The following is a 24,880-nucleotide window of genomic DNA, read 5'->3' as shown; positions in this document are numbered from 1 at the left end:
GTATTTTATGGATACTAATCTTTTTTCAAAAATAAATACGACGATTTCGGTAAAAGAAAACGATTTTATTACAGAGGAAAAATTTCAAAAAATTATACAATCCAAAGATACGGAGACATTGGCATTTATCTTAGAAGCAACTCCCTATCATTTATCGATTGACGTTTTAGAAAATCCTAGTCAGACAGAGATTTCGCTAATGACAAAATTAGTCAATGATTATAGATGGGCCTATGCTGAAAGTCCGTCTGAGAAAATTGTGACTTTATTTGCTTTACGATATGTTTATCATAATATCAAAGTTTTATTAAAATCTAAGGCGGCAATTAAGAAAGATTTTTCTAAATTATTAATTCCAATAGGGATTTTTGATATAGAAAGTTTAAAACATTTAGTTTCTTCCTTACATTCAGATACACTTCCTGATTTTATGGTTCATGAAGTAGAATCAATTTGGAATGAGTATGAAACATTTAATAATATTCGTGTACTTGATGTCGGAGCTGATCTAGCATATTTTAAACATCTGAAACTTTTATCTAATGAGTTAGGTGGGGTGCTGTCTCAGGTTATTGTTGCAATGATTGACTTTTATAATATTATTACTGTAAAACGTGGTTTATCTCAAAATAAGAGTCATGGGGATATTTTACAATTACTTTCAGATGAAGGAAGTATTTCTGCTAAAGAATTTATATACATTGTAGAAAATCAAGAAATATTTGTGTGGTTCAATAAAATAAATCCAAGCTTAGATTCAATCTTTTCAACTTACGAATTGAAGATGCAGGACGCAACAATTTCATCTTCTGAGTTAGAATTTTTATGTGATTTACTATTGTATAAAACTTTAGATCAAGGAAGGTATAATGTAGATGGGCCGTTAGTTCTTGCTAGATATTTATTGGGATGTGAGTTTGAAGTAAAGAATCTTAGAATGATCATATCAGCTCTTCAAAATACAATTCCTTTTGAATCAATAAAAGAAAGGATACGCCCGCATTATGGAAGCTAATAAGTATAAAATTGGCATAATTGGTAACCATGATATTATTTTACCCTTTAGCATGATTGGATTTGATATATTTCCTGCCTATCAAGAACAAGAAGCTATAAATACTCTAAGAAAATTAGCTCAATCTGATTATGGTGTCATTTATATCACTGAAGACATTGCTTCAATGATATTAGATACAATTCGCCATTATGATTCTCAAGTTGTACCTGCTATTATTTTATTACCGACTCATAAACAAGGTTTAAATTTAGGATTAAAACGTATAGAGGATAATGTAGAGAAAGCAGTAGGACACAATATTTTATAATAATGTACAAAATTGTCTGTAATATTATTCTATAATTTTTGGACTTAGTAAGGAGAATAACTTTGACTCAAGGGAAGATTATAAAAGTATCGGGACCTCTAGTTATTGCATCAGGTATGCAGGAGGCTAATATTCAAGATATTTGCCGTGTAGGTAAGCTAGGGTTAATCGGTGAAATTATTGAAATGAGAAGAGATCAGGCATCTATCCAAGTCTATGAAGAAACATCTGGTCTTGGTCCGGGAGAACCTGTTGTTACAACTGGAGAACCTCTCTCGGTTGAATTAGGGCCAGGATTGATTTCTCAAATGTTTGATGGCATACAACGCCCATTAGATCGATTTAAATTGGCTACTCATAATGATTTTCTAGTTCGTGGGGTAGAAGTTCCAAGTTTGGATAGAGATATTAAGTGGCATTTTGATTCCACTATAGCAATTGGTCAAAAAGTGAGTACGGGTGATATTCTTGGAACTGTCAAGGAAACCGAGGTAGTTAATCATAAAATTATGGTTCCTTATGGAGTTTCTGGAGAAGTCGTTTCTATTGCATCTGGCGATTTTACTATTGATGAAGTTGTATATGAAATAAAAAAATTGGACGGTAGTTTCTATAAAGGAACGCTTATGCAAAAATGGCCTGTCCGCAAGGCGCGTCCTGTTTCTAAACGTTTAATTCCAGAAGAACCATTAATCACAGGTCAACGAGTTATTGATACATTCTTTCCAGTAACCAAAGGGGGAGCTGCAGCAGTTCCTGGACCGTTTGGAGCAGGAAAGACAGTTGTACAACACCAAGTAGCTAAATTTGCCAATGTTGATATTGTTATTTATGTCGGTTGTGGAGAACGTGGAAATGAAATGACGGATGTACTGAATGAGTTTCCTGAGTTGATTGACCCTAATACCGGACAATCAATTATGCAACGGACAGTTCTGATTGCTAATACTTCAAATATGCCTGTTGCTGCTCGTGAGGCTTCAATTTATACAGGAATTACCATGGCTGAGTATTTTCGTGATATGGGCTACTCTGTGGCCATTATGGCTGATTCAACTTCACGTTGGGCAGAAGCGCTACGTGAAATGTCAGGACGTCTAGAAGAAATGCCTGGTGATGAGGGTTATCCTGCTTATCTGGGAAGTCGTATCGCTGAATATTATGAAAGAGCAGGACGTTCTCAGGTTCTAGGGCTTCCAGAACGTGAAGGAACGATTACTGCTATTGGAGCTGTATCGCCACCTGGTGGAGATATTTCAGAACCAGTTACTCAAAACACTTTACGGATTGTGAAAGTTTTTTGGGGGCTTGATGCTCCGTTGGCACAGCGACGTCATTTTCCTGCAATTAACTGGCTTACATCTTATTCACTATATAAAGACAGTGTGGGCACTTATATAGATGGTAAAGAGAAGACAGATTGGAATAGTAAAATAACTCGTGCGATGAACTACTTACAACGGGAATCTAGTTTAGAGGAAATTGTTCGTCTTGTTGGAATTGATTCTCTGTCTGATAATGAACGACTAACGATGGAAATTGCTAAACAAATTCGAGAAGATTATTTGCAACAGAACGCTTTTGATTCGGTAGATACATTCACTTCGTTTGCAAAACAAGAAGCAATGCTAAGTAATATCCTAACTTTTGCTGATCAGGCAAATCATGCTTTAGAGTTGGGGTCTTACTTTACAGAGATTATGGAAGGTACCGTGGCAGTTCGAGACCGTATGGCGAGAAGTAAATATGTTTCAGAAGATAGATTAGATGAAATCAAAATTATATCAAATGAGATTACACATCAAATTCATTTGATATTAGAAACAGGAGGTCTATAAATGAGTGTTATAAAAGAATACAGAACTGCTAGTGAAGTTGTTGGGCCTCTTATGATTGTTGAACAAGTAAATAATGTGTCTTACAATGAGTTAGTTGAAATTCAACTTCATAATGGAGAATTTCGTCGTGGACAAGTTTTAGAGATCCACGAAGATAAAGCAATGGTTCAGCTTTTTGAAGGATCTAGTGGAATAAATTTAGAAAAGTCTAAAATTCGTTTTGCTGGTCATGCATTAGAATTGGCTGTATCTGAGGATATGGTTGGTCGTATTTTTAATGGGATGGGAAAACCAATTGATGGTGGACCAGATTTAATTCCAGAGAAATATTTAGATATTGATGGTCAAGCTATTAATCCTGTATCTAGAGATTATCCAGATGAATTTATTCAGACAGGGATCTCCTCTATTGATCATTTGAATACTCTTGTACGTGGTCAAAAATTACCAGTATTTTCAGGTTCGGGCTTACCTCATAATGAATTAGCTGCTCAGATAGCAAGACAAGCGACTGTTTTAAATTCTGATGAAAATTTTGCGGTTGTATTTGCAGCAATGGGTATTACTTTTGAAGAAGCTGAGTTTTTTATGGAAGAACTCAGAAAAACAGGAGCGATCGATCGTTCGGTTTTATTTATGAACTTGGCAAATGATCCTGCAATTGAGCGTATTGCAACTCCCCGCATTGCTTTAACTGCGGCAGAGTATCTAGCTTTTGAAAAAGATATGCACGTTCTAGTTATAATGACGGATATGACTAACTATTGTGAAGCGTTACGTGAAGTCTCAGCAGCTCGCCGTGAAGTTCCAGGGAGACGAGGCTATCCGGGATATTTATATACAAATTTATCAACTCTATACGAAAGGGCTGGTCGCTTAGTTGGTAAAAAAGGTTCGGTGACACAGATTCCTATTTTAACAATGCCAGAAGATGACATAACACATCCAATTCCTGATTTAACTGGATACATTACTGAAGGGCAAATTATTTTGTCGCATGAGTTGTATAATCAAGGTTATCGTCCACCAATCAATGTTTTACCTTCTCTCTCTCGATTAAAAGATAAGGGATCTGGAGAAGGTAAAACTCGTGGAGATCATGCTCCAACTATGAATCAACTGTTTGCAGCCTATGCCCAAGGGAAAAAGGTTGAAGAGTTAGCAGTAGTATTAGGAGAATCGGCTTTATCTGATGTAGATAAATTGTATGTGATGTTTACAAAGCGTTTTGAAGAAGAGTACATAAACCAAGGATTTTATAAAAATCGAAATATAGAAGATACGTTGAATCTTGGGTGGGAATTACTATCAATTCTTCCTAGAACAGAGTTAAAACGTATCAAAGATGATTTGCTTGATAAATACTTACCTTTGGTAGAAGTTTAATCCGGAAATGGAGTGATTATCTATGGTACGTTTGAATGTAAAACCAACTCGTATGGAATTGAATAACTTAAAGGAACGTTTGAAAACAGCTGAACGTGGACATAAGTTATTAAAGGATAAAAGAGATGAATTAATGAGGCGATTTATTTCTTTGATTCGTGAGAATAATCAACTTCGGAAAGAAGTAGAAAGTTATCTAATTGATAATCTAAAATCCTTTGCAGTTGCTAAATCATTAAAGAATTCTCAAATGGTGGAGGAATTATTTTCAATTCCATCGAAAGAAATTGAATTATTTGTTGAGAAAGAAAATATCATGAGTGTAACAGTTCCTAGAATGCATATGAATATTACTTCTCAAAATGAGAACAGTGAATACAGCTATTTATCTTCTAATAGTGAAATGGATGATGTATTTGCTACAATGAATAGTTTAATTGATAAATTACTAAGACTGGCAGAAGTTGAAAAAACGTGTCAGTTAATGGCTGATGAAATAGAAAAAACACGTAGACGTGTAAATGGTTTAGAATACTCGATTATTCCAAACTTGTCGGAAACTATTCATTATATAGAATTGAAACTAGAGGAGGCAGAAAGAGCCAATTTAGTTCGTATTATGAAAGTGAAGTAGATCCTTTATTTAGATTATTAATTAGATGAACAAATATCAGCTTGGATAAGGCTTTAAGCCTTTCTAAGCTTTTTTATTGACAGTATCAGGATATCTTTTTCAAAATTTTGGTTTGTTAGATAATGAAAATGTTTCTACTAATCTAGATTTAGGATTAGTAAATCTTAAATGTAATTATATAGAAAAAGATAAGTTAAAAAAAAGATGTATTAGCAAGAGTTGGTCTAACTCATATTCATCTGGAACAAAAGATATATGAATTGTCTGGCGGTGAAGCACAACGTGTTGCTTTAGCGACAATCATTCTTAAAAATCCACCATTAATACTTGCGGATGAGTTGACTGCATCGCTCGATCCTACGACTTCACAAGGAATTATGAAATTATTATTAGATATGAAAAATGAAAATCGTCTAATCATCATTGCAACTCATAATCCCGATATTTGGAATCAAGCAGATGAAGTTATAAATTTAAATCAATTATAGTTACAGTCAATAGATATCTTCTATATTTTAAAGTTATTTTATCTGAATCCGTAAAAGCAGTTCAATCTTGTACTGCTTTTTTCTTTTACGACTTACGCTGTTTGGTTTCATGAGCAAGCCCCTCAAAGTGAACTAATAACAAATCATGAGAAGTCATAGTGACGAAATTTCTGTAACTGAAGTAGAGCGAATTGCTGAACCATTAAATGAGTATCTCTCGAAGTAGATGCGTCTATTTTGACTTCTAGTCTGATAGAATGGTAGTTTGAAAATGTAAATGATAGCTACTGTTCATAAAACATAGAAGGTATGTAGGGTGTTGTGAGAGGAGCTAGAAATTAGTACTTACCTGATTATTCCAACAACTCCAAATATGTGATAAAAATTTCAACTACTCTTATCTATAATAAAGCTACCTGTTCTTTGAAAATTGAATCCACTCCGTCTTGATTAGCGTGCCTGTGTAAGTAGGGACTGAGAGTATTTCCCTGTGAAGGGCAACTGGCACAAGACGTGTGTGAGAATTTTCTAACAGACACGGAGTTTATCGTTACCAGACTTAAACGATGCGACAAACTAGATAAAGGAGTTAATCATGAAAGTAGTAAACTTGTATGATTTGAAACAAATGGGAAATAAAGGTGGTTGTACCATCCAATTGATTCATCACTTTCCCTTTGGTATGGGCTTAGGACATCTCAAAAAAGACTACATTGAATTTAAACGCGTTGGTATCGTTGATGGGAAAGCAGTAGAAGTTACTCTTCGAGAACCTTATTCGAGAGATCTACTGCAGGTTGTCAAGTCGATTAAGCAACGTCAGAAATTGATAGCTTATCGTTATAAAGAAGGAAAGCTGCTATTTGTTAAGAAGGAGGCATCAGATGTCCTCTGAACAACAGGAACGAATGGCAGTTCAATATGCAGAGCGTAGTCTTTTATTTACTGTCAAAAGTCTTTTAAAGATTCTAGAATGGTCTAGACGTCAGGCTTTAGCACAGGATTCCGCCTATAAGATAGGAGTGCAGAAATTAGAAGAATTGCTACAATCTCCTTATTCGATTGATACAATTAATCTGAAAAAAGATTTCTTAGACAAACCAATTGATATAGAGAAATTTAAAGCTTTTTTAGAAAAAGAAGAGATTCCTTTAGCCATCGCTTGGCAAGGGGATTCTCTACATTTCTACACGAAAGACCGTTCGATTCTAGACAATCATTTAGACCATCTGTTAGAAAAAATGGTTAATGATCCGGAGAAATTAGCTGATTTTACCATGGATAAGTCATTAGACGATGCAATTGATGAGGCTAAATCTCAAATTACCTTTAGACAAGAAGGGGCCGTCAAACAGAAAGAGATGGTGAGATGATGTACAGTGGAAAGAAATTCCTACTATTCTCACTGTTAGGTATCTTACTAGGCTATCTTTTTCATCGTTTGACGCTTTTGTATGATTCCTATACTGGAAATACATTAGATAAATGGACTCATCTTCTGATGGAAGGTCAAGATGAAGTTCTTCAGTCGCCATGGAATGTTTCCTTTACTGGAAAATCAAGTGCTTTTTTTCTACTAGGTTTTGTGATGATGTTGCTGGTTTATCTCTATCTAGAGACTGGTAAAAAACAATACCGAGAAGGGGTAGAATACGGGAGCGCCCGTTTTGGAACTCTAAAAGAAAAGAAGCTCTTTTACGGTAAGGAATTTTCTCATGATACGATCTTAGCTCAAGATGTTCGTTTGACATTATTAGATAAAAAACCACCCCAATATGATAGAAATAAGAATATTGCGGTGATTGGAGGTTCAGGAAGTGGGAAGACATTTCGCTTTGTGAAACCTAATCTGATTCAGATGAATAGTTCAAATATTGTAGTGGATCCTAAAGATCACTTGGCCGAAAAAACAGGCAAACTCTTTTTAGAACATGGCTACCAAGTAAAGGTGTTAGATTTAGTTAATATGAAGAACTCAGATGGCTTCAATCCTTTTCGCTATATAGAGACAGAAAATGATTTGAATCGCATGCTGACGGTTTATTTTAATAACACCAAAGGCTCTGGATCTCGCAGTGATCCATTTTGGGATGAAGCTTCTATGACTTTGGTACGAGCTTTAGCCTCTTACTTGGTCGATTTCTATAACCCACCTAAAACAAGAGAACAGCTCATAGAAGAAAGTCGTTTGAGTCAAAAAGAATACCAAAACTTGTTGAAACGTCAAAAAAAAGAAGTGGAAGAGCGAAAAAAACGAGGGCGTTATCCAAGTTTTGCTGAAATCTCAAAACTCATTAAACACTTATCCAAGGGTGAAAACCAAGAAAAAAGTGTCTTAGAAATTCTATTCGAAAATTATGCTAAAAAGTATGGGACTGAAAATTTTACCATGCGAAATTGGGCAGATTTCCAAAATTATAAGGATAAGACTCTGGATTCTGTCATAGCTGTAACCACTGCTAAATTTGCCCTCTTCAATATTCAAAGTGTCATGGATTTGACCAAAAGAGATACCCTTGATATGAAGACATGGGGCAAGGAAAAATCAATGGTTTACCTAGTTATCCCAGATAACGATAGTACCTTTCGCTTTCTTTCAGCCCTCTTTTTCTCAACCGTATTTCAAACCCTAACAAGACAAGCAGATATTGATTTTAAGGGACAATTGCCTCTTCATGTGAGAGTTTACTTAGATGAGTTCGCAAATATCGGAGAAATTCCAGATTTTGCTGAACAAACCTCAACAGTCCGTTCTCGAAATATGAGTCTCGTTCCTATTCTTCAAAATATTGCCCAACTTCAAGGGCTCTATAAAGAAAAAGAAGCTTGGAAAACTATTTTGGGGAACTGTGATAGCTTAGTCTACTTAGGTGGTAATGATGAAGATACCTTTAAATTTATGAGTGGCTTACTCGGTAAACAAACCATTGATGTTCGAAATACTAGTCGTTCCTTTGGCCAGACAGGTTCAGGATCCCTTTCTCATCAAAAGATTGCTCGTGATTTAATGACACCTGATGAAGTCGGAAATATGAAACGGCATGAATGCCTGGTTCGAATTGCCAATATGCCAGTCTTTAAAAGCAAAAAATACAGTTCCACTAAGCATCCAAACTGGAAATACCTAGCCAATCAAGAAACCGATGAACGGTGGTGGAACTATCAAATCAATCCTTTGAATCAAAGACAAGAAAATCATCTTGAAGGCCTTAGAATTCATGATTTAACTTTTGAATCTAGTTTAAAATAAAAATAGAAAAGAGGAAATAGATGATTACGCATTTTAAAGGTTTTGTTTATGGAGTAGACGCAAGTGCTATGTTTGCACAAGCTATGTCTTTGTTGCAGAAGGGATTGATTGCGGTTGGTGCCTTTCTCGTTGTTGTAGGGATTGTCAACCTTGCAACCAACATTAAAGATGGTGGACCAGGTGTTCGAAATGCCATTCTTGAAATTGTCGGTGGTGTTATGGTAGGGGCTGCTGGAGCCTTTGTAACTCAAATTTCAATTTAGGAGGATAAACAATGACATGAATCTTAGTTTAGTCTCACCCTTTGTTTACCTTGCATCTGAAAAAATATCAGCTGAAAATTTATTTGAAGGATTTAATGTGGATTTACAATCTACGGTAGATCTGATTAAATCTCTATCTAGCTACAATCCAACAGTATGGACTTATATGTCTAGTATTACTAAAAGTGTCATGCAGCCTCTTGGTGTTGCGATTTTATCAGTTGTTCTCATCTTAGAATTTTCAAAGATGGCAAAGAAAATTGCTAACTCTGGTGGAGCGATGACCTTTGAAGCCTTAGCGCCAATGTTGATTAGTTATATTATGGTCGCAGTTGTAATTACCAATACTACCGTTATTGTAGAAGCCATCATTGGGATTGCAAGTCACGCCATTGAACAAGTGGCTTCGATTGTGGCTCACGGTGGGGCAAAGTATGATACCATCTCTGGATTAAAAGGTTCAGGATTTATTGGCCGTATGATTGTGGGCTTTTTCGCCCTCCTCATTTGGCTTGTTCGGATAATAAGTGCAGCCATGGTCAATCTTTTGGTATCTATTCGATTTATTCAACTCTACCTTATGATTCCATTTGCCCCTCTTACGATTCCAACATTTTTAAGTGATGAATGGAAGTCTATTGGTATTGGCTATTTAAAAAATATTATGGTCTATGCAGTACAAGGGGTTCTTATTTTTCTGATTGTTTCTCTTGTTCCTTTGTTTGAATCTGCTGGGAAAATAGCTGTTTCAAATGGTGCAGGAGTCCTGCAATCTCTTGCGATTATGTTTGGTAGTTTGGTACAAGCTATCTTACTGATTATTGCCCTCGTTGGTTCTCAACGTACGGCTCGCTCAATCTTAGGTATGTAATTAGATAAAGGCTAGGAAGTGATTGCTTCTTAGCCTTTTTAGAAAGGAAAGTCATGAATACACGTGTCTTTAAAGACATCTCAAAATACCAACACAGGGCTTGGTTAGGCTTTACTACAAGGCAAATCATCTTTGTTTTACCAGCCTTTATTGTCACAATTATTGTTTTGGGCTTGAATCTCTTTTTCTGGCAATTTGGAGATTGGTTTGTTTACGGTTTTGTGTTTGCCTTTACCATCCCCCTCATGCTTTTTGGAGTCTATAAACCCAATGATTTATATTTTGAACATTATTTGAAATACCGTCTTCATTTTGAATTAACGGTTCCCCTACGCACAATTACAGGAAAGAAAGGACCTGAACATGAAAAGAAAATCAAATACATTAAAGAAACAAAAAACTTCAATGACTAATCAGAAAGAAATAGTTAAAGGAAAAAAAGAGGAAGTGTTACCATCAACGGCTAATACTCTTTCCTATCAAGCCCTGTATCAAAATGGTCTGATGCAGGTAAAAGAAGATTATTTCTCACAAAGCTATTTACTTGGTGATGTCAATTACCAGACCGTTGGTTTAGAAGATAAGGGCGCAATCATTGAGAAGTATTCTGATTTGATTAACTCCCTAGATGACCAAACCAACTTCCAATTGACTATCTTTAATAAAAGATTGAATTTAGAAAAATTCAGACAAAGTGTTTTGTATGAGGAAAAAGAAGATGGGTATGATAGCTATCGTCAAGAATTGAATCGGATGATGAATCAAAATTTAGACAGTGGGGAAAATAACTTTTCAGCTGTGAAACTGATTAGCTTTGGAAGAAAGGATACTAATCCCAAACAAGCCTATCGTTCCTTGTCTCAAATTGGAGAATATTTCAAGAGTGGTTTCTCAGAAATTGATGCTCGATTTGAATCCTTAGCTGGAGAAGAACGGGTGAACTTGTTGGCAGATATGCTTAGAGGAGAACACCATCTTCCTTTTTCTTACCGTGATTTAACGAGATCTGGTCAGACAACTCGTCACTTCATAGCGCCTAATCTCTTAGATTTCAAAAACAAGAATTACCTACAAATCAATGACCGCTTATTACAGATTGTCTATGTGAGAGACTATGGCATGGAATTAGGTGATCAGTTTATCCGAGACCTCATGCAAGGAGATTTGGAATTGATAGTGAGCCTTCATGCTCAAAGTTCTACCAAGGCAGATGCCATGAAGAAACTACGAACAAAGAAGACCTTAATGGAATCCCAAAAGATTGGGGAACAACAAAAACTAGCTCGTACAGGTATCTATTTGGAAAAAGTAGGTCATGTATTAGAAAGCAATATCGATGAAGCTGAAGAACTCTTAAAAACCATGACAGAGACAGGAGATAAACTATTTCAAACAGTCTTTTTGATTGGTGTTTTTGGTCAGGATGAAGAAGAACTTAAACAAGCTCTAGACACGATTCAACAAGTGGCCGGCTCAAATGACCTAATGATTGATAAACTTCCATATATGCAAGAAGCAGCCTTTAATAGTTTGCTGCCATTTGGTTGTGATTTTTTAGAGGGAGTATCACGGAGTTTATTAACATCTAATGTAGCAGTGAACTCACCTTGGACTTCAGTAGACTTACAAGACCGCAGTGGGAAATATTACGGTATCAATCAAATCTCAAGCAATATTATTACCATTGATCGCAGCCTATTAAATACACCGTCTGGTCTGATTTTAGGGACATCTGGAGCTGGGAAAGGGATGGCAACCAAGCATGAGATTATCACGACCAAAATCAAGGAATCTGGTGAAAATACTGAAATTATCATCGTGGATCCAGAAGCAGAGTACAGTGTGATTGGACGAGCTTTTGGTGGAGAAATGATTGATATTGCGCCTGATTCTCAAACCTATCTCAATGTTCTTGACTTGTCTGAAAAAAATATGGATGAAGATCCTGTAAAGGTAAAATCAGAATTTCTTTTATCCTTTATCGGCAAGTTATTGGATAGAAAAATGGATGGAAGAGAAAAATCGATTATTGACCGAGTCACCAGACTGACCTATCAGTCATTTAAAGAGCCTTCTTTGGAAGAATGGGTTTTTGTCTTGAGTCAACAACCAGAAGAAGAAGCGCAGAATTTGGCACTTGATATGGAACTGTATGTTGAAGGTTCTCTTGATATTTTTTCTCATAAGACCAATATTCAGACAGGATCTAATTTCTTGATTTATAACGTTAAGAAGTTAGGAGATGAGCTGAAACAAATCGCCCTTATGGTGGTTTTTGATCAGATATGGAATCGCGTCGTTCGGAATCAAAAGTTAGGGAAGAAGACCTGGATTTATTTTGATGAAATGCAGCTTCTCTTATTAGATAAATATGCCAGTGACTTCTTCTTTAAATTGTGGAGTCGTGTCAGAAAATATGGAGCCAGTCCGACTGGAATAACTCAAAATGTCGAAACTTTATTGTTAGATCCAAATGGTAGACGGATTATTGCCAATAGTGAATTTATGATTCTCCTCAAGCAAGCAAAAAATGACCGAGAAGAATTGGTTCAACTCTTAGGCTTGTCAAAAGAACTTGAAAAATACCTAGTCAATCCAGAAAAAGGGGCAGGACTGATAAAAGCTGGTTCAGTTGTTGTTCCCTTTAAAAATAAGATTCCTCAAGGTACACAATTGTTTGATATCATGAGTACGGATCCTGATAAAATGGCTTCTAACTAAGGGGAAGTAGGATGAAGGATAAAAGAGAAAACATACGTGCCCGAAAGGCATTTAGAAGAAGTTTAAAAGATGAGAAGAAATTCTTAAAACAAGGAAAGAAGGAGGTGAAGAAACAGAAAAAAGATTCCTCTGTACTGGATGAAAAAGCATGGAAAAAAGAGATAAAAGAAAAGCTAGAGGGGATGAGAGAAGCTTCAAAGGCTAGAGTAAAACAAGCAAATGAAGACTACAATCATATTCTTCAAAATAGTCCTCCATCTCTTTTGAACCGCAAAGAATTAAGAGACAGACGATTACCTCATGCTAGGAAACGATTGAAAATAGCCAAGAAGCAATTTAAGGAAGCAAAGGTAGAAGCAAAAGAAGAAAGAAAAGAGAGTCGTAAAGAAAGAAAAACCAATCAAAAATTTCTTTATGGTCAGGAATCGAAACAAAAATCTAATTTTTTCTTTCAAGGGAAGAGTTTAGAAGAATTAAAAGCTAAGAAAGAAGTCAAGGCCGCCAAAGAGAATCTAAAATCGACTAAACAAGCCTATAAGTCCAAAAAAGTCAGTAGGAAAGCCAAAACTTTTCTTTATGTCCTTGGACGTGAAGGTGGAGAGTTAGCTTCAGAAAATGAAGATTTAGAAGGTTATCGCACGCTTCAAGAGACCATTAGAAAAGGAAAACGCTACAGCCGAATTTCTTATAATCTGGGGAAAGCTAGTGTCAAAACAGGACAAGCAACAAGTCGTTTTACGAAGAAGAGACTAGCTAACACAAAAGAGCGATACCATCATTTTAAGGCCGGAAAAGGATGGAAACTAGCGAAAGATAACCCAAGTTCCTTTAAAAATCGGTTTCGAAAGTTAAAGAAACAAGGTCTTACCAGTGTTCGAAACATCTATCAAAAACTAAAAGCAGCCTTTTCCTTCTTTACATTTGCGGCTGGAAATCCTGCAACCTGGATAGTTGGAGGAATAGTCTTTCTTCTCTTACTTATGATGAGCTTCTTTTTAGGATTTTCATCTGCTAGTTTGATTCAACAAGATGAATTTGAATTAACAAAAGCTTATACTCACCTAACTTGGGAAGATGCAGAACATACTCGTACAAATGACAAAGGAATTACCTATTACACAAAAGTTGATGATGTGATGGGGTATATGAACTTTAAATTCCATGACTATGAGTTACACAAAACAGTTCACTTATTTAGTTCAGAAACTTACAAGGATTATCTGTCTACTTTGTGGCATGATTTAAACGATGGGGAAGATTTGAAATCCATGCAAGACCTCTATGAAACTCCTAAGTATAAACTATCGAAAGACGATCAAGAGGAAATGAAGGAACTAAAAGAAGAAGGTGTGTATGCTTCCATGCAGGAATTGGACAATCCATTTGAGGGGAAAAGCAATGAAGATAGCTTGACCATGACTTATCGTTATGGATACTATGATTTAGACGGGAAACCTACTCTTCAGGAGTACATTCTATTAGAAGCGAAGGCTCACCAAACGATTGTCGCACCAATGGATGGAGTTGTATCTCTTGACGGAGATGATGTTATTCTCACTAACGGAAAAGGAGAGAATGAGAGTCGTTTAACCTTGTATTCTATTCATAATGGCCGTGCGATTGAGGGGACAAGAGTTTTAACGGGTGATGTTATCGGTGAAACGCCAGACGATACAGGCTTGAAAGTTTCCTATCAAAAGTATAAGAACAAGAAAGAAAAATTGGTGTATGTCAATCCGCAATTTTATTTTCCAAAAGTCATTCAACTTCAGACCACTATCTTACCAGCCATTGGTCAGTTTGGTGGGGATGAGTTTGAACGAGCAAAACATATTTATGAGTTTTTGAAATCTCAAGGGGCAAGTCCCCAAGCCATTGCGGCTATTTTAGGAAATTGGTCGGTAGAGTCTTCTATCAATCCTAAACGAGCTGAGGGAGATTATTTATCTCCTCCAGTTGGCGCTACCGATTCCTCATGGGATGATGAAACCTGGTTAGCGATAGGAGGACCAGCAATTTATAGTGGTGCTTATCCTAATATTCTTCATAGAGGTTTGGGGTTAGGGCAATGGACGGATACTGCAGATGGTTCAACACGTCATACAGCTTTATTGAATTATGCACATAGCAAAAATAAGAAGTGGTATGATTTAGACCTCCAACTTGATTTTATGCTTCATGGGGATAGTCCTTACTATCAAAGTTGGTTAAAGGATTTCTTTAAAAATACGGGCAGTGCAGCCAATCTGGCCCAACTCTTTCTGACCTATTGGGAAGGAAATTCTGGTGACAAACTACTGGAAAGACAAACTAGAGCAACGGAATGGTATTACCAAATTGAAAAAGGCTTTAGTCAAACAAATGGAGGACAGGCAAAAAGTGACCCACAATCCCTTGAAGGGGTTCGTGGGGACTTATATGATCATTCTGCTCCTGGTGGTGGAGATGGTATGGCCTATGCTTATGGACAATGTACATGGGGTGTTGCGGCTCGTATGAACCAGTTAGGATTAAAGCTAAAAGGTAGAAACGGAGAGAAGATTTCAATCATTAATACCATGGGAAATGGTCAGGACTGGGTTGCGACAGCTTCAAGTCTTGGTGGGGAAACTGGCTCTACACCAAGAGCAGGAGCCATTGTTTCTTTTGTGGGAGGTACACATGGCACACCAGCCATCTACGGTCATGTGGCTTTTGTCGAGAAAGTATATGATGACGGTTCTTTCCTTGTGTCTGAAACCAACTATGGTGGCAACCCTAACTATACCTTTAGAAAAATCTCTCAAGCAGATAGTGCCATCAGTTTTGCTTATACTACGAAATAGAAGAGTTTACACTTGAAATTTTAAGCATTTTCAGGTAGAATAAATAGTGTAGATGAGTAGTCGGCTCATGGTCAATCTGATAGTAATCTTGGACATAAGGGCCAAGCGGTGGCGGACACCAGAACGAAATCCGATAGCAATCTTGGACGTAAGGGCCAAGCGGTGGCAGACACCAGAATAAACCGACTGACTAGGTGGCTTACAGACTCTGTAAACCACCTTTTTTGTGAGGAAAATATGGCAAATTCTAGAGATTATCGTAATCCAAATTACACCGAAAAAATAAAACTTCAGCGTTTTTTTACTCAGTTACAAATTGCGGCTTCTTTTTTTAAAGAACACTTCGTTGGCAAAATCATGTATTATGAAACAGAAATAGAAAGTGTTGAACTTCATTTTTCACCTACTAATTTCATGCACCTATGTGGTGTTGATTACCGAAAAGGTGCAGGCAGTTTCTTTGACGATTGTTTAAATAGGCATGTCATAATTGATGAGTTGAAAATAAAAAAAGATGGAACCACAATGCAAAAGTTACAAGTTTTAGGATCCATTGAGGAGTTATTGGGAAAGCATGTTCATCTAACTGGTTCAGGACGTTTTTTGTATTTGGAGTTTGATTATGCTTTACGTACAAGAAAACAGATACTAGCATTAACATTGAAAGTGACATCAAGGAAAATTGTTCCTCAATCTTTATTAGATTTGAAGAGAAAGACAGTATTTCCAAAAGGTCAAAAAGTAATTTCAATTTACTCAAAACATTTACAAACGTCGGAACTTTTTTATTATTTAAAAGATTAGTTTACATATCTTTTGTGGCATAAAATATATTTTTATCATTTCCAGGAGAACGCAGTTTTGACTCGTTCTCTTTTTTGTTGTGATACTTCTTTCAAGGAATATTTGGTAGGATTGGAGTGAAAAAAGATTAACTAGGAAAGAAGGAAGTATATGGAAGCCATTTATCAACGTGATTCGGATCAAGATGGACTAACTGATGCTCAAGAATTGGCGCTAGGAACCAATCCCCTTAGCGCAGATTCAGATGGTGATGGACGTTCAGATTTAGTGGAAGTAGAAGAAGGAACCAATCCCTTAGAAAAGGATATTCAAAACATAGACCAAACAAGTATAACTGAACCGTCCTCAGTATTTATGGAAATGAAACAAAAGATTTCAGATATGATGGAGAGTCACTACAAGGAATTTATGCAGGCTCTGATTAGTATTGAAACAGGGATTGAAAACCAACAAGACCTAGAAGACTTATATACTTACTACATGAGAACAGATTCTGTTTCTCTTTTGTCTAGTGATTTAGAAACCAGTTCTCAAGAGGTTGAAATGGAGATAGAGTTGTAGGGGAATCATGTGATTCTCCTATTTTCGTATAGATGAAAGGAGCGAGTATGGAAGTAATGCAATTATTGGCTATGTTTCGTGGAACAATTCCAAAAGATAGGGAGAAAATGGACCTATTTCTTCGTTATCAAGCGCAACATTTTGATGAGAAATGGCAGGATTTGGTAGAGAGTTTTTTGACTGAAGAGGGCAAGATAGAAGAGATTCCTCACGTCTATTCTTTTGATCAAGATATTGTTTCTTTCCTAGAGGCTAGTTCTGAAAATAATGACCAAGATTTAGAAAGTTACACAAGAAATTTTGGACAAGCAGGTCTAGGTAAATTATCTCAATTAAGTAATTTTGAGAAAAACTTGGTGCTAGAAGTCGCAATCTATAACCTTTCCACTCGATTTTACATCCAATCTGAAAAAGATAAGTTAGAACCATTAAGTGAGCTTGTATTTCATCAGAATCAGGATGTCAATTTAGTCAATGTCTATCGGGTTGCGAATAATCTATCTGACCGTGTTAGTAGAGATATAGAGGAATTTCTTCTAATGGTTGACTCAAAAGAGCTTAAAAAAGAGGTTCTTGAGATTCATTTTGAAGAAAAAGAGGGAGATGTTCTAGCCTATTTGGGTTCTGAATTGATGGCTACTTTAGATACCGTTACGGATCTTGTCCATCATGAAGAAAGCTATCAACAACTCCCACTGACACAAAAGCTGAAGATTATTACTCATTTTGATGATGTAAAAGCTAGAAGCGAAAAGTCTAAGCAAGTAGAGGAATCCTTATCTCCTTCAAGTGATATTGAACAGGAAACGGAAGAAACGAACTCCTTTTCTAATGTCGATAAAATTGTAGAAGAAGCTTTGAGGGAATATCCAATCGGTTCACAAGTAAGTTATAAAGGACAAGTATTTCAGTTGGTTTCGATTGAAAATGCACACTTAAATGACTTAGTTCGCCTAGAGCTATTCAATGATTCCAACCAGTTATTTGAAGAGAATCCTATCTTATACTTGAATAGTTTGGAAGAGATTGAACAAGTATTGTCTCATGTAGAACTTGAAAAAGAAGATTCAGATATTGAGATTGAATCACTAAGTGAAAGCCAGGAAATAGATTTGTTTTCCTACCTGGAAGAAGAAATTGAAAAGGATAAGGAAACAAAACCTTTAATTTCAGGTATAAAAGAGACGGATGTCCCTGTTCAAGATTTTGATTTTCCAGATGATTTAGAGGGCTTTTACCCTAAGACAAATCGAGAAAAGATTGAAACGAATATCGCCGCAATTGATCTTGTTAAAAGATTAGAAAAAGAGGGACGACAAGCGAATCCAGAAGAACAAGAACTACTAGCCAAGTATGTCGGCTGGGGCGGTCTTGCCAATGAATTTTTCGATGAACTCAATCCAAAGTATGAAACAGAACGTTTAACTCTTAAGAGTTTAGTAAGTAAATCAGAATACTCCACTATGAAACAAAGTTCTCTCACAGCCTATTATACAGACCCAATGATTATTCGCCAGATTTGGCAAAAGTTACTGGATGATGGTTTTGAGGGAGGAAGGATATTAGATCCTTCTATGGGGACTGGGAACTTCTTTGCGGCTATGCCTAGAAGTATACGAGAGAAATCAGAACTCTATGGGGTTGAATTAGACAGTGTGACAGGCGCAATCGCAAAACAACTCCACCCCAATACCCATATTGAAGTGCGAGGATTTGAAGAAGTTCCCTATCAAAATAATAGTTTTGATTTAGTCTTAACGAATGTTCCATTTGGAAATTTTCGCATTGCCGATAAAAACTATGATAAACCTTATATGATTCATGATTACTTTGTCAAACACTCACTTGATTTAGTAAGAGACGGAGGACAAGTGTCGATTATCTCATCTATTGGGACAATGGATAAGAGGACAGATAATGTCTTACAAGAGATTAAATCCAACACTCATTTTTTAGGGGGAGTTCGTTTGCCGGATACGGCTTTTAAAAAGATTGCAGGTACTCGAGTGACTACAGATCTCCTCTTCTTTCAAAAGGATCAAGCAAAGAATCTTAATGAGGAGGAACTTGTCTTTAGTGGCTCTATTCCCTTTGAGGAGGATAAGCGTGTCTGGATCAATCCTTATTTTGATGGGAAATACAATACGCAAGTTTTGGGTGAATATGAGGTACGTAATTTTAATGGAGGAAACCTCAATGTTAAGGGGGGATCAGAAACATTATCTACTGACATAATGAAAGCATTAGAGAATGTGGAAGCACCTAAACAAATTGACAATTCTTTGAAAGCACCTGTTTTTATCCAAGAAGAAGTGGATCATTCTATCCCAAGTCGTATACGTGAGGACTTAGCGCTCTATTCTTTTGGATATGAGGGAAATCAAATTTATTACCGAGATACGCATGGCATTCGGAAAAGTTCAAAAGTAGACGAAATTAGTTATTATGTAGACGAGAAGGGAGAGTTTAAAGCCTGGGACAGTTATTTGTCTGAACATAAAATAGATCGGTTCGTGCAACTTCATTTGACAGATGAGGAAGCACTAGATGTATACAAGTCAGAAGAAGCGAGTAAAAGAGGGAAATATAAGGGCTTGTTCAAAAAAACTGTCTTTTATGAAAGTCCCTTATCGGATAAGGATATTAGTCGTATTAAGGGCATGGTTGATTTGAGAGAGACCTATCAATCCTTAATTGAAATTCAACGCCATCCAGATTATAGTCGGACAGATTTTCAGGTATTACTTAGTAAACTCAATCGTGACTATGACCGCTTTGTAAGTCAATTTGGATACTTGAATGCCTCAGTCAATCGGAACTTATTTGATAGTGACGATAAGTATTCTTTACTAGCAAGTTTAGAAGATGAATACATTGATTCTAAAGATCAGAAAGTAAAATATAAAAAATCTTTAGCCTTTGAGAAAGCATTGGTTAGGCCAGAGAGAGTGATTGCAAGAGTTTCAACTGCTCTAGATGCCTTAAACTCTAGTTTATCGGATGGTAGAGGGGTTGATTTAGACTATATGGTATCAATTTACCCCGAACATAGCCAAGCTGCTATTTTAGATGAGTTAGGTGACCAGATTTTAATAGATCCAGAAAGCTATCTAAGAGGGGGAAGAAAATACCTTTCTAAGACCCAGTTTTTATCAGGAGATATTCTCAACAAGATAGAAGTAGTTCAACTATTAGTAGAGGAAAACAACCAAGAATATGATTGGAACCATGCTTTAGATTTGTTAGAATCTGTTCGGCCTCCAAGGATTCATCTGGCAGATATTGAGTTTAAAATAGGGTCACGTTGGATTCCCCAATCCGTTTATGGTAAATTTGCCTTTGAATGTTTTACCAATCGTGAATTTGAATTGTCTTCGCCTGATGTTGAACAGGTCATTGAAGCGAATCCTGTCGATGGGCAGGTTCATTTAAGGACATCATTTGCTTATCGCTATCCAAGTGCCAAAGATAGTAGTCTTGGAGTCAGTGGCTCACGTTATGATACAGGAAGAAAGATTTTTGAGAATTTACTAAATTCAAACCAACCGACGATTACTATGACTGTTACGGAAGGAGAAAAGAAAAAGACCATCACAGATTTGGAAAAAACCTCTGTTCTAAGAGCAAAAGAGCAGCATTTACAAGAGCTCTTTCAAGAATTTGTCTCACGGTATCCAGAAGTCCAACAAGTCATTGAGGAAAGCTACAATCGTCTTTATAATCGAACGGTTAGTCGAGAGTATGACGGTAGCCATCTAGTCATTGATGGCTTGGCACAAAATATCAGTCTTCGTCCTCACCAAGAGAATGCCATTCAAAGAATCGTAGAAGAAAAAAGAGCTTTATTAGCTCATGAGGTAGGTTCAGGAAAGACCTTGACCATGCTTGGTGCTGGGTTTAAATTAAAGGAGTTGGGGATGGTTCATAAGCCCTTGTATGTAGTACCTTCTAGTTTGTCTGCTCAATTTGGCCAAGAAATCATGAAATTTTTCCCTACTAAAAAGGTCTTTGTGACCACTAAGAAAGATTTTGTGAAGGCGAGAAGAAAACAATTTGTATCACGTATTATTACAGGAGATTACGATGCCATTGTCATTGGGGATTCTCAATTTGAAAAAATCCCTGTCAGTAAGGAAAGACAGATGAATTATATCGAGGATAAACTCAATGAACTACGAGAGATTAAAACACATTCTGAAAATAAGTATACTGTTAAAGAAGCAGAACAATCAATAAGTGGTCTAGAGAAACAATTGGAAGAACTCCAACGCTTCAATCGTGATAGTTTTATTGATTTTGAGAACTTAGGAATTGATTTTCTCTTTGTGGATGAAGCACATCACTTTAAAAATATCCGTCCGATTACTGGACTTGGAAATGTAGCAGGGATTACCAATACAACGTCTAAGAAGAACGTGGATATGGAAATGAAGGTTCGACAGATTCAGGAAGAACATGATTTTAAAAATATTGTCTTTGCGACAGGAACACCCGTTTCTAATTCTATTAGTGAGTTATATACTATGATGAACTACATTCAACCAGATATCTTAAAACGCTATCAAGTTGATTATTTTGACTCTTGGGTAGGTGCTTTTGGAGAAATTCAAAACTCTATGGAATTAGCTCCTACAGGGGATAAGTACCAACCTAAGAAGCGATTTAAAAAATTTGTCAATCTACCTGAGTTGATGAAAATCTATAAAGAAACAGCCGACATTCAAACACAAGATATGTTGGATTTACCTGTTCCAGAAGCTCATATTATCCCTATTGAGAGTGAGTTAACTGAAAACCAGAAACTCTATTTAGAAGAATTAGTTATGAGGTCAGATATGGTCAAATGTGGAACAGTTGATCCGAGCCAGGATAACATGTTAAAGATTACGGGTGAGGCACGAAAACTAGCTATTGATATGCGTTTATTGGACTCTAGTTATAGTCTAGCAGACAATCATAAACTGCTTCAGGTAGTGGATAATGTTGAAAGAATTTATCGTGAAGGAATGGAAAATAAGGCTACTCAGATGATTTTTTCAGATATTGGCACACCTAAGAAAAAGGATAATGGTTTTGATGTCTATTCTGAAATAAAGGCTTTATTAGTTGATAGAGGAATCCCTAGTAAGGAAATTGCCTTTGTACATGATGCTAATAGTGATGAAAAGAAGAATAGTTTGTCTCGAAAGGTTAATGCAGGAGAAGTGCGGATTCTCCTTGCCTCAACTGAAAAAGGAGGAACAGGTTTAAATGTTCAGAGCAAGATGAAAGCAGTTCATCACCTGGATGTCCCTTGGAGACCAAGTGACATCCAGCAACGCAATGGACGGATTATCCGACAGGGAAATGAAAACAAGGAAGTGGATATTTACCACTACATTACCAAAGGTTCATTTGATAATTATCTATGGGCAACTCAGGAGAACAAACTCCGTTATATTAAGCAGATTATGACTTCTAAGGAGCCGATTCGTGCTGCAGAAGACATTGATGAGCAGACCATGACAGCTTCTGATTTTAAGGCACTAGCAACTGGGAATCCTTATCTCAAATATAAGATGGAATTGGAGAATGATCTAACTCTATTAGAAAATCAAAGACGCGCCTTTCAACGCAGCAAGGATCACTATCGTCATACAATCTCCTACTGTGAAGAAAATATGCCCATTCTTGAGAAACGATTAAGCAAATATGAAGGAGACATTCAACAGTCTGAAATGTCGAAAGACCAGGCATTTTCTATGACGGTAGGTAAGCAAGCTTTTGATCAACGATCTGAAGCAGGGGAATCCCTACACCGTCTTATCCGTCATAATCAAGCTGACAGCAAAGAATTCCGAACCCTAGCAAGCTATCGAGGATTTGACATTAAAATGCTTAGTCTTCCAATAAATCAACCTCTTCCTGAAACATTCTCTGTTAAGATTGTAGGAGAAAATCAATATTCTGTCAGTTTAGATTTGTATTCTCCTTTGGGGACCATTCAAAGGCTTCAGCATACGATTGATCACATTAAAGAGGACCAAGTGAAAACTCAGAACTTATTGGATGAATTAAAGGATAAATGGACTACTGCTAAAGTAGAAATTGAGAAAAATTTTCCAAAGGAAGAGGATTATCAAACAAAAAAGGCCGAATACGATGTACTTGCGCCATTGATTGAAACAGAAACGGATTTAGATATTATTGATCAGGCCTTAAGGCAATTCCACGAAAAAGGAAACGAAAAGCAGGAACAACTTTCTTTTGAATTGGATTAAAAAATAGATACAAATAGCGGACAAGAAAAGAAAAGCGCGGTAGAATAAAGATAGAAAGAAACGAGGTAATAATTATGATGGAAGATACCTATTATCAATTAGAAGAGGCCTTGGTACAGGGATTTCAAACGCCTGAAGAATACCAAGCCTACAAGGAACTAAAGGAACATTATGAGGAAGTGACGGGGGATTACAGTTTTTCTAAACGAGAACTCACTAGTCAATTGGAAATCTCTCTTCAGAATCATCGAGGTGTGGACTTTGAAGAACATGAAAAAGAGGAGTATTTGGACTTAGTTCAAAAATTAGAAGAGTTTGATTCCTCTCTTGCCACCCATTATCGTCAATTGATTGACTAGAAAGGAGAAATTCATGAATGGTTTACTCCTTGTCCCAGTAATTTTTTTAGCAGTAGGAGGAATTCTCATTCTTTTATGGAGACTCTTTCTTATTGCCAGTGGACTTTTCCTGATTGGTTTTGTCAGTTTTCTTATTTTCGTGGAGGTCTATGGAATTTATTTGTTCTTTACTGAACCGACTTTATACTTTGATGATATCAGCCAACATGGTTTAACTAGTTTTACTGCTGTGTACCTTTTCATCAATCTGATGTTGGTTCTAGGATTCAGTCGGCGCTTCATTAACTCCGTGAATAAAAATAAAATGTGAACTTTTTAGATAGTTAAACGTCTTTATTATAAAACTGACGTACAGAAAAATTTTCAAAACGATATCTTTATATTTTTTTAAGTATAACTCAAACTAACTAATTTATTTAAAAGAATATAAAACAATATGTATAACAAATTAATATTTTAAAAGCTATCTAGCCTAATAGTTAGATAAAAATTTAGGGTATATATTCTGAAAATACTTTCAGAGCGTTCGTTGTTTAGTATAATTTACTGAAACTATTTACAGCTTAAATCAAACTATTGAAAGCGCTTCATAAATATGGTATAATTGATTCCTAATAAAAAAATGAGGATGTGTAATGACACAAATTAGTGAAGAAGTTTTTGTTGAATAAATTAATGATAAACTCATAGTTTCTTATCAGGCACTTCCTCGCCACGCAGAAAGTTTGGGTGTAGATGCCATTGCAACGATTCCACCTATTTACTTCCGCTTGCCAGAATACTCAGTTGCTAAGTACTGGAACGATATCAGTTCTGCAGCTCCAAAAACAGACTACGTGATTTACAACATTCCTCAATTTGCAGGGGTTGCTTTGACTCCAAGTCTTTACACAGAAATGTTGAAAAATCCTCGTGTTATCGGTGTTAAGAACTCTTCTATGCCAGTCCAAGATATCCAAACTTTTGTGAGCCTTGGTGGCGAAGATCATATCGTCTTCAACGGTCCAGATGAACAGTTCTTAGGTGGTCGTCTCATGGGAGCAAAAGCTGGTATCGCTGGTACTTATGGTGCTATGCCAGAACTATTCTTGAAACTCAATCAGTTGATTGCTGACAAAGACTTAGAAACAGCGCGTGAATTGCAATATGCTATCAATGCAATCATTGGAAAACTCACTGCTGCACATGGAAATATGTACGGTGTGATTAAGGAAGTCTTGAAAATTAATGAAGGCTTGAATATTGGTTCTGTTCGTTCACCATTGACACCAGTGACTGAAGAAGATCGTCCAGTT

The 24,880-nt window shown here is 36.4% G+C and carries 18 protein-coding genes and 2 pseudogenes; all 20 read left to right on the top strand.

Annotated elements, in window-relative coordinates:
• Window positions 1–7 precede the first annotated feature (7 nt).
• Window positions 8–1,015 (top strand): V-type ATPase subunit, encoded by a 1,008-nt coding sequence (locus tag HMPREF2619_RS08210; protein ID WP_070460619.1) that lies wholly within the window; start codon window positions 8–10, stop codon window positions 1,013–1,015.
• Window positions 1,005–1,325, top strand: coding sequence for a V-type ATP synthase subunit F (locus HMPREF2619_RS08205; protein ID WP_061863364.1), 321 nt, complete (start codon window positions 1,005–1,007; stop codon window positions 1,323–1,325). The genes HMPREF2619_RS08210 and HMPREF2619_RS08205 overlap by 11 nt, the downstream gene beginning before the upstream one ends.
• Window positions 1,326–1,387: 62 nt before the next feature.
• On the top strand, window positions 1,388–3,163 hold the full coding sequence (locus HMPREF2619_RS08200; protein ID WP_000191783.1) for a V-type ATP synthase subunit A: 1,776 nt from the start codon (window positions 1,388–1,390) through the stop codon (window positions 3,161–3,163).
• Complete coding sequence (locus tag HMPREF2619_RS08195; protein ID WP_070460617.1) at window positions 3,164–4,549, top strand: V-type ATP synthase subunit B; 1,386 nt, start codon at window positions 3,164–3,166, stop codon at window positions 4,547–4,549.
• A gap of 22 nt (window positions 4,550–4,571) precedes the next feature.
• On the top strand, window positions 4,572–5,183 hold the full coding sequence (locus tag HMPREF2619_RS08190; protein ID WP_000251932.1) for a V-type ATP synthase subunit D: 612 nt from the start codon (window positions 4,572–4,574) through the stop codon (window positions 5,181–5,183).
• Window positions 5,184–5,271: 88 nt separating this feature from the next.
• Window positions 5,272–5,671: pseudogene (locus HMPREF2619_RS11235) on the top strand (ATP-binding cassette domain-containing protein); the annotation flags it as partial.
• 595 nt (window positions 5,672–6,266) lie between these two features.
• Complete coding sequence (locus tag HMPREF2619_RS08180) at window positions 6,267–6,566, top strand: hypothetical protein (protein WP_000869763.1); 300 nt, start codon at window positions 6,267–6,269, stop codon at window positions 6,564–6,566.
• A complete protein-coding gene (locus HMPREF2619_RS08175; protein ID WP_000093677.1) occupies window positions 6,556–7,044 on the top strand; it encodes a hypothetical protein in 489 nt (162 codons plus the stop codon). The genes HMPREF2619_RS08180 and HMPREF2619_RS08175 overlap by 11 nt, the downstream gene beginning before the upstream one ends.
• Window positions 7,044–8,921 carry a VirD4-like conjugal transfer protein, CD1115 family gene (locus HMPREF2619_RS08170; RefSeq protein WP_070460681.1) on the top strand — a complete coding sequence of 626 codons (1,878 nt, stop codon included), beginning with the start codon at window positions 7,044–7,046 and terminating at the stop codon, window positions 8,919–8,921. Before HMPREF2619_RS08175 ends, HMPREF2619_RS08170 begins: the two co-directional genes overlap by 1 nt.
• Window positions 8,922–8,941: 20 nt before the next feature.
• Window positions 8,942–9,184: a hypothetical protein gene (locus HMPREF2619_RS08165; protein ID WP_000627865.1), complete on the top strand. Its 243-nt coding sequence runs from the start codon at window positions 8,942–8,944 to the stop codon at window positions 9,182–9,184.
• Window positions 9,185–9,200: 16 nt separating this feature from the next.
• Window positions 9,201–10,055 carry a VirB6/TrbL-like conjugal transfer protein, CD1112 family gene (locus HMPREF2619_RS08160; protein WP_070460615.1) on the top strand — a complete coding sequence of 285 codons (855 nt, stop codon included), beginning with the start codon at window positions 9,201–9,203 and terminating at the stop codon, window positions 10,053–10,055.
• 53 nt (window positions 10,056–10,108) lie between these two features.
• Window positions 10,109–10,468, top strand: a complete 360-nt coding sequence (locus HMPREF2619_RS08155; RefSeq protein WP_001097589.1) for a PrgI family protein — start codon at window positions 10,109–10,111, stop codon at window positions 10,466–10,468.
• The gene (locus HMPREF2619_RS08150) at window positions 10,419–12,776 is read left to right on the top strand and encodes a VirB4-like conjugal transfer ATPase, CD1110 family (RefSeq protein ID WP_186821500.1); all 2,358 of its coding nucleotides are present in this window, start codon (window positions 10,419–10,421) and stop codon (window positions 12,774–12,776) included. Before HMPREF2619_RS08155 ends, HMPREF2619_RS08150 begins: the two co-directional genes overlap by 50 nt.
• Before the next feature lie 11 nt (window positions 12,777–12,787).
• A complete protein-coding gene (locus HMPREF2619_RS08145; RefSeq protein ID WP_070460613.1) occupies window positions 12,788–15,601 on the top strand; it encodes a phage tail tip lysozyme in 2,814 nt (937 codons plus the stop codon).
• Between the two features lie 237 nt (window positions 15,602–15,838).
• Window positions 15,839–16,405, top strand: a complete 567-nt coding sequence (locus HMPREF2619_RS08140; protein ID WP_070460611.1) for a PBECR4 domain-containing protein — start codon at window positions 15,839–15,841, stop codon at window positions 16,403–16,405.
• Window positions 16,406–16,555: 150 nt separating this feature from the next.
• On the top strand, window positions 16,556–16,966 hold the full coding sequence (locus tag HMPREF2619_RS08135) for a thrombospondin type 3 repeat-containing protein (RefSeq protein ID WP_070460609.1): 411 nt from the start codon (window positions 16,556–16,558) through the stop codon (window positions 16,964–16,966).
• Window positions 16,967–17,013: 47 nt separating this feature from the next.
• The gene (locus tag HMPREF2619_RS08130) at window positions 17,014–23,226 is read left to right on the top strand and encodes a DEAD/DEAH box helicase family protein (protein ID WP_186821499.1); all 6,213 of its coding nucleotides are present in this window, start codon (window positions 17,014–17,016) and stop codon (window positions 23,224–23,226) included.
• 74 nt (window positions 23,227–23,300) lie between these two features.
• Window positions 23,301–23,585 (top strand): DUF5962 family protein, encoded by a 285-nt coding sequence (locus HMPREF2619_RS08125; protein WP_000969643.1) that lies wholly within the window; start codon window positions 23,301–23,303, stop codon window positions 23,583–23,585.
• Window positions 23,586–23,598: 13 nt separating this feature from the next.
• Window positions 23,599–23,895, top strand: a complete 297-nt coding sequence (locus HMPREF2619_RS08120; protein ID WP_070460605.1) for a DUF5966 family protein — start codon at window positions 23,599–23,601, stop codon at window positions 23,893–23,895.
• A 394-nt stretch (window positions 23,896–24,289) separates the two neighbouring features.
• Window positions 24,290–24,880: pseudogene (locus tag HMPREF2619_RS08115) on the top strand (dihydrodipicolinate synthase family protein); the annotation flags it as partial.

Source organism: Streptococcus sp. HMSC074B11 (genome assembly GCF_001808705.1).
In the GTDB taxonomy this organism is placed as follows: domain Bacteria; phylum Bacillota; class Bacilli; order Lactobacillales; family Streptococcaceae; genus Streptococcus.
The sequence above is the reverse complement of the archived record's forward strand: the minus strand, read 5'-3'. Positions and strand labels throughout refer to the sequence as shown.